The organism is Aquisalimonas sp. 2447, assembly GCF_012044895.1.
Lineage (GTDB): Bacteria > Pseudomonadota > Gammaproteobacteria > Nitrococcales > Aquisalimonadaceae > Aquisalimonas.
The window spans coordinates 3,048,821-3,061,813 of record NZ_CP050695.1 but is presented as its reverse complement, the minus strand read 5'-3'; the positions used below and the strand labels follow the sequence as shown (position 1 = coordinate 3,061,813).

Annotated in this window: 12 protein-coding genes; 11 read left to right on the top strand and 1 reads right to left on the bottom strand. The window is 67.8% G+C overall.

Annotated features, from left to right (window positions below; translation table 11 throughout):
- The first annotated feature begins 1 nt into the window (after nucleotide 1).
- From mraY to lpxC, 11 genes are all read left to right on the top strand, one after another.
- Entirely contained in the window at nucleotides 2–1,084 is a 1,083-nt protein-coding gene (mraY, locus tag KU884_RS14455) for a phospho-N-acetylmuramoyl-pentapeptide-transferase (protein ID WP_167783286.1), read from the top strand.
- Between the two features lie 12 nt (nucleotides 1,085–1,096).
- The gene (gene murD / locus KU884_RS14450; protein ID WP_167783285.1) at nucleotides 1,097–2,431 is read left to right on the top strand and encodes a UDP-N-acetylmuramoyl-L-alanine--D-glutamate ligase; all 1,335 of its coding nucleotides are present in this window, start codon (nucleotides 1,097–1,099) and stop codon (nucleotides 2,429–2,431) included.
- Nucleotides 2,428–3,615: a putative lipid II flippase FtsW gene (ftsW, locus tag KU884_RS14445; RefSeq protein WP_167783284.1), complete on the top strand. Its 1,188-nt coding sequence runs from the start codon at nucleotides 2,428–2,430 to the stop codon at nucleotides 3,613–3,615. Before murD ends, ftsW begins: the two co-directional genes overlap by 4 nt.
- Complete coding sequence (murG, locus tag KU884_RS14440; protein WP_167783283.1) at nucleotides 3,612–4,700, top strand: undecaprenyldiphospho-muramoylpentapeptide beta-N-acetylglucosaminyltransferase; 1,089 nt, start codon at nucleotides 3,612–3,614, stop codon at nucleotides 4,698–4,700. Before ftsW ends, murG begins: the two co-directional genes overlap by 4 nt.
- A complete protein-coding gene (gene murC, locus KU884_RS14435) occupies nucleotides 4,697–6,148 on the top strand; it encodes a UDP-N-acetylmuramate--L-alanine ligase (RefSeq protein ID WP_254432069.1) in 1,452 nt (483 codons plus the stop codon). Before murG ends, murC begins: the two co-directional genes overlap by 4 nt.
- A complete protein-coding gene (gene murB / locus KU884_RS14430; protein ID WP_167783282.1) occupies nucleotides 6,145–7,059 on the top strand; it encodes a UDP-N-acetylmuramate dehydrogenase in 915 nt (304 codons plus the stop codon). The genes murC and murB overlap by 4 nt, the downstream gene beginning before the upstream one ends.
- Nucleotides 7,056–7,994 carry a D-alanine--D-alanine ligase gene (locus tag KU884_RS14425; RefSeq protein WP_254432068.1) on the top strand — a complete coding sequence of 313 codons (939 nt, stop codon included), beginning with the start codon at nucleotides 7,056–7,058 and terminating at the stop codon, nucleotides 7,992–7,994. The genes murB and KU884_RS14425 overlap by 4 nt, the downstream gene beginning before the upstream one ends.
- A complete protein-coding gene (locus tag KU884_RS14420; protein ID WP_167783281.1) occupies nucleotides 7,991–8,794 on the top strand; it encodes a cell division protein FtsQ/DivIB in 804 nt (267 codons plus the stop codon). The genes KU884_RS14425 and KU884_RS14420 overlap by 4 nt, the downstream gene beginning before the upstream one ends.
- Before the next feature lie 16 nt (nucleotides 8,795–8,810).
- The gene (gene ftsA, locus KU884_RS14415) at nucleotides 8,811–10,049 is read left to right on the top strand and encodes a cell division protein FtsA (protein ID WP_167783280.1); all 1,239 of its coding nucleotides are present in this window, start codon (nucleotides 8,811–8,813) and stop codon (nucleotides 10,047–10,049) included.
- 66 nt (nucleotides 10,050–10,115) lie between these two features.
- Nucleotides 10,116–11,252: a cell division protein FtsZ gene (gene ftsZ / locus KU884_RS14410; RefSeq protein WP_167783279.1), complete on the top strand. Its 1,137-nt coding sequence runs from the start codon at nucleotides 10,116–10,118 to the stop codon at nucleotides 11,250–11,252.
- A gap of 227 nt (nucleotides 11,253–11,479) precedes the next feature.
- Nucleotides 11,480–12,400: a UDP-3-O-acyl-N-acetylglucosamine deacetylase gene (gene lpxC / locus KU884_RS14405; protein WP_167783278.1), complete on the top strand. Its 921-nt coding sequence runs from the start codon at nucleotides 11,480–11,482 to the stop codon at nucleotides 12,398–12,400.
- A gap of 6 nt (nucleotides 12,401–12,406) precedes the next feature.
- Here the strand turns inward: lpxC and KU884_RS14400 are convergent, their stop codons facing one another.
- On the bottom strand, nucleotides 12,407–12,868 hold the full coding sequence (locus tag KU884_RS14400; protein WP_167783277.1) for a DciA family protein: 462 nt from the start codon (nucleotides 12,866–12,868) through the stop codon (nucleotides 12,407–12,409).
- Nucleotides 12,869–12,993 lie beyond the last annotated feature (125 nt).

The following is a 12,993-nucleotide window of genomic DNA, read 5'->3' as shown; positions in this document are numbered from 1 at the left end:
CATGCTGTTCCATCTGGCCGCGTTTCTGGAAGAGTTCTACAGCGGGTTCCGCGTATTCCAGTACATCACCCTGCGCGCCATTCTCGGCGTGCTCACGGCGTTGATCATGTCGTTCATGGTCGGGCCGGTGGTGATCCGTCGTCTGACGCGTCACCAGATCGGCCAGCAGGTGCGCGACGACGGCCCGCAGTCGCACCTGTCCAAGGCGGGCACGCCCACCATGGGCGGCGCCATGATCCTGGTGGCCATCGCCACGGCGACGCTGCTGTGGGCGGACCTGAGCAATCGTTATATCTGGGTGGTGCTGTTGACCACGCTGGCCTTCGGCGTGATCGGCGGTGTCGACGACTATTTCAAGCTGCGCTTCGGCAACAGTCGCGGTCTGGCGGCACGGCACAAGTACATCTGGCAGTCGGTTGTGGGGCTGGGCGCCGCGTTCGCGCTGTTCATCACTGCCCAGAACACGGTGGAGACCACGCTGATCCTGCCGTTCCTCAAGGACGTGACCTGGCAGCTGGGCTGGCTGTTCATCCCGCTCACCTACCTGGTGATCGTCGGCGCCAGCAACGCCGTGAACCTCACCGACGGGCTCGACGGACTGGCCATCAATCCGGCGGTGCTGGTGGGGGGTGCCCTGGGCGTGTTCGCCTACGCCTCCGGTCACTTCCAGTTCGCCGACTATCTGGGCATTCCGTTCGTGCCCGGCGTTGGCGAGGTGGTCATCTTCTGCGGTGCCCTGGTGGGTGCGGGGCTTGGCTTCCTGTGGTTCAACGCCTACCCGGCCCAGGTGTTCATGGGTGACGTGGGCGCACTGGCGCTGGGCGCGGCCCTGGGCGTGGTGGCGGTGGTCACCCGTCAGGAGATCGTGCTGTTCATCATGGCGGGCGTGTTCGTGGTGGAGACCCTCTCGGTGATGCTGCAGGTGGCGTCGTACAAGCTCACCGGTCGGCGCGTGTTCCGCATGGCGCCGCTGCACCATCATTTTGAACTCAAGGGCTGGCCGGAACCGCGGGTGATCGTCCGCTTCTGGATCATCACCGTGATTCTGGTGTTGATCGGTCTGGCCTCGTTGAAGATCAGGTAAATGCAGGCAGTCATGGCGAAAAACGTGCGTACAACGGTGGTGGTCGGTCTGGGGCAGACCGGGGAGGCGTGCGTGCGCTTCCTGCACCGTCGTGGTATCGCCGTCGCCGCCACCGACAGCCGCCGGCGCCCGCCGGGGGCAAGCAAGGTTCACGATCTGGACCCTGCCATCCCGCTGCACCTGGGGGACTTCGACGCCACCCTGCTGGCGGACGCCGCCGAGATCGTGGTCAGCCCGGGGGTCTCCCTGGATGAGCCGGCGCTGCGCCAGGCCCGTCTGTGCGGTGTGCCCGTGATCAGCGAGATCGAGCTGTTCGCCCGCCAGGCCCGTGCTCCGGTGGTCGCCATTACCGGCTCCAATGGCAAGAGTACCGTGACCACCCTGGTGGGGGAGATGGCGGGGGAGGCCGGCAAGCGCGCCGGTGTCGGCGGCAATCTAGGCACCCCGGCGCTGGACCTGCTGGACGATCCGGAGCCGGACCTCTACGTGCTCGAGCTGTCCAGCTTCCAGCTGGAAACCACCCATTCCCTGTGCCCGGCGGCGGCGGTGGTCCTGAATGTCAGTGCCGACCACATGGATCGTCACGGCGACGTGGAGACCTACGCCGCCATCAAGGCCCGGGTCTACCACGGTGATGGCGTCATGGTGGTGAACCGGGACGATGCCCGAGTCGCCGCCATGGCGCGGCGTGGCCGAGCAGTGCGCCCGTTTGGCCTGGCAGCGCCGTCACAGGAGGGCTACGGCATTCTCCGCAGCGGCGGCCGTGACTGGCTGGCGCGGGACCGCGATGCCCTGCTGCCGGTGGACTCCCTGGCCCTGCAGGGGCGGCATAACCAGCTCAATGCCCTGGCGGCGCTGGCCCTGGCCGAGTCCGTGGGGCTGCCATCCGACGCCTGCCTGCGGGTGCTCCAGCGCTTCACCGGTTTGCCCCATCGCATGCAGTGGCTGGGCGACCGCGCCGGGTTGCGCTGGATCAACGACTCCAAGGCCACCAATGTCGGCGCCGCCCTGGCCGCCGTGGAAGGTCTGGATGGGCCCCTGGTGCTGATCGCCGGCGGTCAGGGCAAGGGCGCCGATTTCACGCCCCTGGTGGAGCCGCTGGCGCGCAAGGCGCGCGCCGTGGTGCTGGTGGGCGACGATGCACCCATCCTGGCGCGCGCGCTGGGCGACCGGGTGCCCCAGGTTCGTGCCCGCGACATGGACGACGCGGTCGCGCGGGCGTGCGAGGTGGCGCAGGTCGGGGATACCGTGCTCCTGTCCCCGGCCTGTGCCAGTTTTGATCAGTACGCCGGTTACGAGGCGCGCGGACGTGCCTTTGCCGACGCCGTGGGGAGGCTGGTGCCATGAGTGTGCGCGTGCTCAATGCCGCCGCCGGCGAGGCCCGCCGTGCCAGTGCCCTGTGGCCGAATCTGGACCAGCGCCTGGTTTGGGCCCTGATCGCCGCGGTGGTGGTGGGCCTGGTGGTGCTGACCTCCGCGTCCATGTCACTGGCCGACAGCCAGTTCGGCTCGCCTTTCTATTTCCTCCAGCGTCAGCTGCTGTTCCTGGGCATGACCCTGGCGGGGGTCTGGCTGGTGCTGCAGGTGCCGCTGCATGCCTGGTATCAGGCCAGCGGCCTGCTGCTGCTCTGCGCTTTTCTCCTGTTGGTGGCGGTGCTCATTCCGGGGGTTGGCCGGGAAGTCAACGGCGCCACCCGCTGGATCCCGGTTGGAATCTTCCATCTGCAGGTGTCCGAGGTGGCCAAGTTCGGTGTGCTGTTCTACCTGGCCGCGTACATGGTGCGCCGGGGCGACCGCGTGCGGGGCTCCATGCAGGGTTTTCTCATCCCCATCGTGCTGCTCGGGGCCACCGGCGTGTTGCTGCTGATGCAGCCGGATTTCGGTGCCGCGCTGGTGCTGGGTGCCACCGGTCTGGGCCTGCTGTTCCTGGCCGGGGTGCCACTGTGGCGTTTTGCTGCACTCGTGGCAGGAGCCGGCGCCCTGGCCTGGGCCCTGATCATCACCTCGCCGTACCGGGTCACCCGGCTCACGGCGTTCGTGGATCCCTGGGCGGATCCCTTCAACACCGGTTTCCAGCTCACCCAGTCCCTCATCGCCATCGGTCGGGGCGAGTGGTTCGGCGTTGGCCTCGGTGCCAGCGTGCAGAAGCTGTTCTACCTGCCGGAGGCGCACACGGATTTCGTCTTCGCGGTGCTCGCCGAAGAGCTCGGGCTGGTGGGCGTGGTGGTGGTGATCGCCCTGTACGGCTGGATCGTCTGGCGGGTGCTGTCCATCGGCATGGCGGCGCTCCGGGAGAATCACCACTTCGGCGGCTACGTCAGTCTGGCGGTGGGGTTCTGGCTGGGACTGCAGAGCTTCATCAATATCGGCGTGAGCATGGGCCTGCTGCCCACCAAGGGGCTCACCCTGCCGCTGATGAGCTACGGCGGCAGCAGTATGCTGTCCACCGGCATCGCCCTGGCGGTGGTCCTGCGGGTGGACTACGAGCGGCGCATGGCGGCGCGTTCGGCAAGCCGCAGGAGGGCATCATGAACCGCTCCGCAGCCAACCAGGCGCCGGTGCTGATCATGGCCGGCGGCACCGGCGGCCATGTGTTCCCGGCCCTGGCCGTGGCGGACGCGCTGCGTGCCCGCGACATTCCCGTGGTCTGGCTGGGCACCCGGGAAGGGCTGGAGGCGCGTGTGGTGCCGGAGGCGGGCTTCGCCATTGAATGGCTCACCGTGCGTGGCCTGCGCGGCAAGGGCGTTAGCGGCTGGCTGCTGGCACCGGTACGGGTGCTGCGCGCCGCTCTCGAGGCCGTGGGCGTCCTGCGACGGCAGCGTCCCCGTGCGGTGCTGGGCATGGGCGGCTATGTGGCCGGTCCCGGCGGCATGGCGGCATGGCTGTTGCGCTACCCGCTCGTGATTCACGAACAGAATGCCCGCGCCGGCCTGACCAATCGCCTGCTGGCGCGCTGTGCCCGGGTCGTGCTGGCCGGATTCGACGGGGCGTTCCCCGGACGGCGCGCCGAAGTGACCGGCAACCCCGTCCGCGGCGACATCCTGAGGCTGGCACCCCCGGAGCAGCGGACGCCGCGCGCCGGGCGCTGGCGGCTGCTGGTGCTGGGCGGCAGTCTCGGTGCCCAGGCGCTCAACGAGGCCGTTGCCCGTGCCGTGGCCAGGATGCCCGAGGCCGACCGTCCCGCGGTCCGGCACCAGGCGGGCCAGCGTACCGAGGACATTGCCCGGCAGGCCTACGCCGATGCCGGCGTGGATGCCGACGTTTCGGCGTTCATCAGTGACATGGCTGCCGCCTACGAGTGGGCGGACGTGGTGCTCTGCCGCGCAGGCGCCCTGACGGTGAGCGAACTGGCCGTTGCCGGCGTGCCCGCCGTCCTGGTGCCGCTGCCCCATGCCGTGGATGACCACCAGACCGCCAACGCCCGGCACCTGGTGGACGCCGGCGCTGCAGTGTTGCTGCCCCAGGATCAAATCACGCCGGAGCGGCTGCAGGAACACCTGGAAGGGCTGGGAGGCGATCGTGGGCGGCTGCTGGAAATGGCCCGAGCCGCACGCGCCGTGGCGAAGCCGGATGCCGCCGAGACGGTGGCCGAACGTTGTCTGGAGGTGGCCCGATGAGCAACGGCCAGCGCCCGCATCCCATGGATCACACTCGCCCCGGCACCATGGGCCGGGTCCGGCGTATTCACTTCGTCGGCATCGGCGGTGCCGGCATGAGCGGCATTGCCGAGGTACTGCTGAATCTTGGTTACCGGATCTCCGGTAGTGATCTCAAGGAGAACCCGGTGACCGCGCGCCTGCACGAGCTGGGCGCAACCATCCGCACCGGTCACGCACCGGGGCACGTGGCACACGCCGACGCGGTGGTGGTCTCCACCGCCGTGGGTGAGGACAACCCGGAAGTGCAGGCCGCCAGGGAGGCGCGTATTCCGGTGGTGCCGCGGGCGGAAATGCTGGCCGAGCTCATGCGCTTCCGCTACGGCGTTGCGGTTGCGGGGACCCATGGCAAGACCACGACCACCAGCCTGGTGGCCAGTGTACTGGCCGAGGGCGGGCTGGACCCCACCTTCGTCATCGGTGGGCGGCTCACCAGTGCCGGCGCCAACGCGCGCCTGGGCGAGAGTCAGTTCCTGGTGGCCGAGGCCGACGAGAGCGATGCGTCGTTCCTGTATCTGCAGCCGATGATCGCGGCGGTGACGAACATCGACGCCGACCATCTCGGCACCTACGGCGGCGATTTCGGGCGGCTGCGCGCCACGTTCCTGGAGTTCCTCCACCACATTCCGTTCTACGGCCTGGCCGTACTGTGCCTGGACGACCCGGAAGTGGCCGATCTGCTGCCGGAGGTGACACGCCCGGTGCGCACCTACGGTATCGATGCCGCGGCCGATCTGCAGGCGTTCAATCTGCGCCAGAGCGGCGGCCGCACGGAATTCAGCGTGCGCATCAACGGCGATCCCGAGCCCCTGGAGATCACCCTTAATCTGCCCGGCCGGCACAACGTCCTCAACGCCCTGGCCGCCATTGCCATCGCGGACGAGCTGGGCGTGGAACGCGCCGCCATCGGTCGCGCGCTGGCGGAGTTCCAGGGGATCGGCCGGCGTTTCCAGAGCTACGGCGATGTCGCCCTGCCCGGCGGCGGCCAGGCACTGGTGGTGGACGACTACGGTCACCACCCCAGTGAACTGCGGGCCGTGCTGGACGCCGTGCGTGCCGGCTGGCCGGACCGGCGCCTGGTGGTGGCGTTTCAGCCGCACCGCTACAGCCGCACCCGGGATCTGTTCGATGACTTTGCCCGGATTCTCGCCGAAGCCGACGTGCTGCTGGTCACCGAGGTCTACGCCGCCGGTGAGGATCCCGTCGCCGGCGCTGACGGGCGCTCCCTGTGTGCTGCCATCCGCGCCCGGGGCCGGGCGAACCCAGTGTTCGTGCAGAGCATCGATGAGCTGGTGACCACGCTGCCCGGGGTGCTTGCCGATGGCGACATTCTGCTGACCCTGGGAGCCGGCAGCATTGGCGGCGCCGCGGCACAGCTCCAGGCGCACCTGGCGGGAGGGCGGACATGATGACGGCCGAACGCGACACCATCGAACTGCGCGGCGAGATGCGCCGTGACGAGCCCATGGCCCGGCACACCAGCTGGCGCGTGGGTGGTCCGGCGGATCGCTTTTACCGCCCCGCGGACCGGGACGATCTGGGCGCGTTCCTGCGCTGGCTGCCGGATGACGAGCCCCTGCTGTGGTGCGGACTGGGCAGCAACCTGCTGGTGCGGGACGGCGGCGTGCGTGGCACCGTGGTCTACCTCCAGGGCTGCCTGGATCGCCTGGAGCGCCTGCCCGGCGACCGAGTCCACGCCGACGCCGGCGTCGCCTGTGCCAAGGTCGCCCGCTTCAGCGCCCGGGAAGGTCTGGTGGACGCCGAATTCCTCGCCGGCATCCCGGGCACCATGGGCGGCGCCCTGGCCATGAACGCCGGCGCCTTCGGTGGCGAGACCTGGGAAGTGGTGGAGGCGGTGGACGCGGTGGGCCGCGACGGGGTCATCCGTCAGCGGCTGCCGGCAGAGTACCGCGTCGGTTACCGCAGCGTGGAACTGCCCGCCGAGGAGTGGTTCATCGGTTGCCGCGTGCAGCTGCGCGCTGGTGACGGTGATGCCGCCATGGCGCGCATCCGCGAGCTGCTGGCGCGGCGTGCCGCTACCCAGCCCATGGGCAAGGCGAGCTGCGGCTCGGTGTTCCGCAACCCCGACGGCGATCACGCCGCCCGGCTCATCGAGAGTGCGGGCCTGAAGGGATTGCGGTTTGGCGGTGCCGTGGTCTCGGAGAAACACGCCAACTTCATTCTCAACGAGGGCAGTGCCACCGCCGCGGACATCGAGGCGCTGGCCAGCGAGGTCCGCACCCGCGTCCAGGAGCGCAGCGGCGTGCTCCTGGAGCCGGAATTCCGCGTCGCCGGCGAGCCGGCGGGAGGGGTCCGATGAGCAACAGCATGCGCAAACAGCCAGCCGACATGGGGCGGGTCGCCGTGCTGATGGGTGGCTGGTCGGCCGAGCGGGAGATCTCCCTGCGCAGTGGCCGGGAAGTCCTTGCCGGCCTGCAGGCCCGGGGCGTCGACGCCCACGCGCTGGATGCCGGTCTTGACGTCATCACCGCGCTGGAGCGGGGCGACTATGACCGTGCGTTCGTGGCCCTGCACGGTCGCGGCGGCGAGGACGGCGTGATTCAGGCCGGCCTTGAACTGCTGGGCATGCCCTACACCGGCAGCGGCGTCCTCGGGTCGGCCCTGGCCATGGACAAGCTGCGCAGCAAACAGGTCTGGCGGGGTGCCGGTCTGCCCACGCCGGAGTACATGGAGCTGCGCCCGGACACCGACCTGGATGACGTGGTCGCCGCGCTCGGGCTGCCCCTGATCGTGAAGCCTGCCCACGAGGGCTCCAGCATCGGCATGACCCGGGTGAACAGCGCCGACGCACTGGCCGCCGCCCGGGACGAGGCGGCCCGGTTCGACGGTGACATCCTTGCCGAGCGGTGGATCACCGGCGAGGAGTACACGGTTTCTCTGCTGGGCAATGAGGTGCTGCCGGCGATCCGGCTGGAGACGCCGCGCACCTTCTACGACTTCGCCGCCAAGTATGAGGCCGACGATACCCGCTACCACTGTCCGTGCGGACTGGAGGGGGACGCCCTGGCCGAGCTCAATGCGCTGTCGGTGGAGGCGTTCCGCGTCCTCGGTGGTCGCGGTTGGGGGCGTGTGGATGTCATGCGGGATGCCCGCGGCGCCTTCTGGCTGCTGGAGGTGAACACCATTCCGGGCATGACGGACCACTCGCTGGTGCCCATGGCCGCCGCGGCGGCGGGGCTGAGTTTCGAGGAGTTGGTGTGGCGGATCCTGCTGACTAGCGAGGAGGCGCATTGAACCGGCGCAGCAGCCAACGCGGTGCCCGGGCCAGGCGGCCACGCGGGGTCGATCCCGCCGTGCGAGCCGCTCGCTGGGCGGCGGTCCGCCGCTGGGCCGCGCGCAGCGCGTTGGCGACGGTTGTCGCCGGGGCGCTGGCCGGCGGCGTCTGGGGCACCGCCTGGCTGATGGCGCCGGACACGTTCCCGCTGGAGTCCGTGTACTTCGATAGTCGCCTGGAACACCTCCGCGAGGCCGATCTGCGCGAGGCCCTGGAGGGCCGGTTGAATGACGGTTTCTGGGCCCTGGATATCGATGCCATCCGCGCCTCCCTGGAGGAACTGCCCTGGGTGGAGGCGGCAGCGGTGCGGCGCATCTGGCCGGGTCATCTGCGGGTGCAGATCCGGGAACACGAAGCGGCGGCGGTCTGGAATGACAGTGCCCTGCTCAGTACCGCCGGCGAGGTGTTTCAGGCAGCGCCGGAAAGCTGGCCAGCGGATTTGCCGGAACTGGCGGGGCCCGATGAGCGGGCGGAGGAAGTGGCGGAGCGCTTCCTTGAGCTCGGAGTCGCCATGGAGCGCATCGGCTTCGCGGTGACCGGGCTGGCCATGGATGCCCGGGAGTCGTGGACCGCGGAGCTGGATACAGGTGCGCGCATCCGGCTGGGCCGGGAGGACATCAATGCACGACTGCAGCGCTTCGTTTCGGCCTATCCGGGGCTGGTCCGGGAGCAGGACCGGGAGCTGGCGCGGGCAGACCTGCGCTACCCCAATGGATTCAGCGTGCGCTGGCGTGATGACGACAACAACGCGCCCAACTGATTAGCGAGGACGCGAGATGACGAAGAAGACGGAACAAAGCCTGCTGGTGGGCCTGGACATCGGGACGTCCAAAGTAGTCGCCATCGTCGGTGAAGTGGGGTCTGGCGGACAGGTGGAGATCAGCGGCATCGGCTCGCATCCATCCCGCGGCCTGAAGAAGGGCGTGGTGGTGAACATCGAGTCCACCGTGCAGTCCATCCAGCGTGCCGTGGAGGAGGCCGAGCTCATGGCGGGCTGCCAGATCCACTCGGTGTATGTGGGCATTGCCGGCAGCCACGTGAAAAGCCTCAATTCCCACGGCATTGTCGCCATCCGCGACAAGGAGGTGGGACAGGCGGACCTGGACCGGGTGATTGACGCCGCCCGGGCGGTGGCCATTCCGGCGGACCAGAAGATCCTCCACATCCTGCCGCAGGAATTCATCATCGACAGTCAGGAGGGCATCCGCGAGCCCATCGGCATGTCCGGCGTGCGTCTCGAGGCGAAGGTGCACATGGTCACCGGTGCCGTCAGCGCTGCCCAGAATATCGTCAAGTGCATCCGCCGCTGCGGCCTGGAAGTCGACGACGTGATCCTGGAACAGCTGGCCTCTGCCCACGCGGTGCTCACCGAGGATGAAAAGGAGCTGGGCGTTTGCCTGGTGGACATCGGCGGCGGTACCACGGACATCGCCGTGTTCACCGACGGTGCCATCCGGCATACGGCGGTGATTCCCATCGCCGGAGACCAGGTGACCAATGATATTGCCGTGGCCCTGCGCACGCCCACCCAGCACGCTGAAGAGATCAAGGTGAAGTACGCCTGCGCCCTGTCACAGCTGGCTGGCGCCGACGAAACCATCGAAGTGCCCTCGGTGGGCGACCGGCCGGCGCGACGGCTGTCGCGGCAGACGCTGGCTGAAGTTGTGGAGCCGCGCTACGAGGAACTCATGAATCTGGTGCACCAGGAACTGCGCCGCAGCGGGTTCGAGGACCTGATTGCCGCGGGCGTGGTGCTCACCGGCGGCAGCTCGAAGATGGAAGGCGCCATCGAGCTGGCCGAGGAAGTCTTTCATATGCCGGTACGCCTCGGCGTGCCGCAGAACGTGACGGGGTTGTCGGACGTGGTCCGCAACCCTGTCTACTCCACCGGGGTGGGGTTGTTGAACTTCGGCGCGGGCCACCGTGGCCGGACCCCCACCGTGGATTACGACAAGAGCGAAGGGTTCAGTGCGCTCTGGGACCGGATGAAGAGCTGGTTCCAGGGGAATTTCTGATGACGACGGGTCGGGTCCGCATTCGCCAGCAGGCAGTGCGGAACACATCGAGAAGGAGGCAGTGCCATGTTTGAACTCATGGATTCTTTCAGCCAGAACGCAGTAATCAAGGTCATCGGGGTCGGTGGTGGTGGCGGTAACGCCGTCCAGCACATGGTGGCCGCCGATATCGAGGGCGTGGACTTCATCTGCGCCAACACCGACGCCCAGGCGCTGAAAAACACCGCCGCAAAGACGGTGCTGCAGCTGGGCAGCAGCATCACCAAGGGCCTGGGTGCCGGCGCGCATCCGGACGTGGGCCGCAACGCGGCGGTGGAAGACAGGGAGCGTATTGCCGAATCCCTGGAGGGCGCCGACATGGTGTTCATCACCGCCGGCATGGGCGGTGGCACCGGCACCGGCGCGGCGCCGGTGGTGGCGGACATCGCCCGGGAGATGGGCATTCTCACCGTGGCCGTGGTGACCAAGCCGTTCCCCTTCGAGGGCGGCAAGCGCATGCGCGTCGCCGAGGAAGGCATCAAGGAGCTCAGCCGCACGGTGGACTCCCTGATCACCATTCCCAACGAGAAGCTCCTCAGCGAGCTGGGTCGCAATCTGACGCTGCTGGACGCCTTCAAGGCGGCCAACGACGTCCTGTTGGGCGCCGTGCGCGGCATTGCCGAGCTGATCACGCGACCGGGGCTGATCAACGTCGACTTCGCCGACGTGCGCACGGTGATGTCCGAGATGGGCATGGCGGTCATGGGCACCGGCGCCGCTTCCGGTGAAGGCCGCGCCCGGGAGGCCGCGGAGCGGGCCATTGCCAGCCCGCTTCTGGAGGATTTCAACCTGCACGGGGCCAACGGCATTCTGGTCAACGTCACCGCCGGCATGGATCTCGGCATCGGCGAGTTCGACGAGGTGGGTCAGGCCGTGCGCGAGTTCGCTTCCGAGGACGCCACCGTAGTGGTGGGTACCGTCATCGATCCGGAGCTGGAGAACGAGCTGCGGGTGACGGTGGTGGCCACCGGTCTTGGGCAGACCAAGCCGGAAGAGAAGGCGCCGCAGTTGCGGACCGTGAAAAAGGCCTCCGGCGAAGTGGATTATGACGAGCTGGAGAAGCCGGCTGCCGCGCGCAAGAAGGCAGCCAATGACAAGTACGGGGAGTCCGGTGACATGGATTACCTGGACATCCCGGCATTCCTGCGGCGACAGGCGGACTGACTGGAGACGCGTCGTATGACTGTTATGTGAACTGGTGCTCGGGCAGGGATGCCGGCAAGCGCTACCATGCAGGCCGCTACCGACCCGGCGGCCTGGCAATGTTGCGCTGCAGTATGCAATTCACATGTATTGCAGTAGAATGACGCGCCACTTCCAAAGGATGGTCCCGGAACAGTCGTCGCAACATGATCGAGGCCCTGAGCAGGGCGACAAGGAGTAATAGCCGAATGATTCGCCAACGCACCCTTAAAAACGTGATCCGCGCGACCGGCGTTGGCCTGCATACAGGGGAAAAGGTATTCCTGACCCTGCTGCCGGCACCCGCTGATTCCGGCATCGTGTTCCGGCGAACGGACATGGACGCTTCCTGGGAGATCTCCGCGCACCCCGAGAATGTGGGCGATACCCTGTTGTCCACCTGCCTGGTGCGCGACGGCGTCCGGGTTGCCACCGTGGAGCACCTGCTGTCGGCCTTGGCCGGGCTCGGCATTGACAACGTCATCGTCGAGTTGAGTAATGCCGAGGTGCCGATCATGGACGGCAGTGCCGGGCCCTTCGTGTTCCTCATCCAGTCCGCCGGCATCCAGGAACAGGAGGCGCCCAAGCGGTTCGTGCGCATCCGCAAGCCGGTGGTGGTGGAGGACGACGACAAGTGGGTCTGCTTCGAGCCCTTCGACGGCTTCAAGGTGGATTTCACCATCGAGTTCAACCACCCGGTGTTCGATTCGGGCACCCAGCATGCGTCCGTGGACTTCTCGGCCACCTCCTTCGTCAAGGAGATCTCGCGGGCGCGCACCTTCGGTTTCATGCGTGACATCGAAACTCTCCAGGCGAATCGCCTGGCCCTGGGTGGCAGCCTGGACAATGCCATCGTCGTCGACGACTATCGCATCCTCAACGAGGACGGCCTGCGCTATCGGGACGAATTCGTCAAGCACAAGATCCTCGATGCCATCGGTGATCTCTATCAGCTCGGTCACAGCGTCATCGGTCAGTTCAAGGGCTACAAGTCCGGCCATCATATGAACAATCTGCTGCTGCGGGCGTTGCTGGCGGACCAGTCGGCCTGGGAAATGGTGACCTTCGAGGGCGAAGAGCCGGCGCCGGTTTCCTTTGATCAGCCGCTGGCGGTGCCCGCCACCAGCTGACCCCGCTCAGCGCTCACTACCCTCGTCTGACGCACGGGATGCGAGCCGGGCGAGGGCGGCGGCGAGGGCAGGATCCTCCACGCTCGCCGCCGTCGACCCGATGGTCCGTCCGGCGTCGGTGCTCAGGTGGCGCGGTGGCGGTGGGGCCGGGCGCCGCGGCAGGTCACCGATCTTCACCAGTACCTGTTGCGGCCGAATGCCTGCCTGTTGCTCCATGGTTGTTTGCAGCCGTGGTGCCAGATAGCGCAGCTGGTGCCGCCATTCCGGACGGTCCGCAAGTACCACCAATTCCCTCTCGTCGATGCGTGCCAGGCGCACATGCCCGCGGGCCTGGGCCGGTAGAACCGACAGCATCATCTCCTCGAGCTTGCGCAGTTGCTGTGCCCGGGAATAGAGGTCCGCGAGATCGCTATCGCGCTGGCGCAGTGTTCCGCCGATCCGCCTTGGGCCGTTGCCGCTGCCGCTCATGCGTTGAATGCCCTTGATTCCACTCGGGGTGATCCTGAAGTTTACCTGCTGATCAGGTATGATTGTGGGTTTCGACGCTTGGCACCAAGCTGCCCCCTGGCGTCATCGCCGATACTGTCATCGAG

What these genes read in the sequence shown, in the direction of transcription:
- KU884_RS14400 (WP_167783277.1), bottom strand. Translation starts at nt 12,868, where the DNA reads ATGAGCGGCAGCGGCAACGGCCCAAGGCGGATCGGCGGAACACTGCGC.
- KU884_RS14425 (WP_254432068.1), top strand. Translation starts at nt 7,056, where the DNA reads ATGAGCAACAGCATGCGCAAACAGCCAGCCGACATGGGGCGGGTCGCC.
- murB (WP_167783282.1), top strand. Translation starts at nt 6,145, where the DNA reads ATGATGACGGCCGAACGCGACACCATCGAACTGCGCGGCGAGATGCGC.
- murD (WP_167783285.1), top strand. Translation starts at nt 1,097, where the DNA reads ATGGCGAAAAACGTGCGTACAACGGTGGTGGTCGGTCTGGGGCAGACC.
- murC (WP_254432069.1), top strand. Translation starts at nt 4,697, where the DNA reads ATGAGCAACGGCCAGCGCCCGCATCCCATGGATCACACTCGCCCCGGC.
- mraY (WP_167783286.1), top strand. Translation starts at nt 2, where the DNA reads ATGCTGTTCCATCTGGCCGCGTTTCTGGAAGAGTTCTACAGCGGGTTC.
- ftsZ (WP_167783279.1), top strand. Translation starts at nt 10,116, where the DNA reads ATGTTTGAACTCATGGATTCTTTCAGCCAGAACGCAGTAATCAAGGTC.
- ftsA (WP_167783280.1), top strand. Translation starts at nt 8,811, where the DNA reads ATGACGAAGAAGACGGAACAAAGCCTGCTGGTGGGCCTGGACATCGGG.
- murG (WP_167783283.1), top strand. Translation starts at nt 3,612, where the DNA reads ATGAACCGCTCCGCAGCCAACCAGGCGCCGGTGCTGATCATGGCCGGC.
- ftsW (WP_167783284.1), top strand. Translation starts at nt 2,428, where the DNA reads ATGAGTGTGCGCGTGCTCAATGCCGCCGCCGGCGAGGCCCGCCGTGCC.
- lpxC (WP_167783278.1), top strand. Translation starts at nt 11,480, where the DNA reads ATGATTCGCCAACGCACCCTTAAAAACGTGATCCGCGCGACCGGCGTT.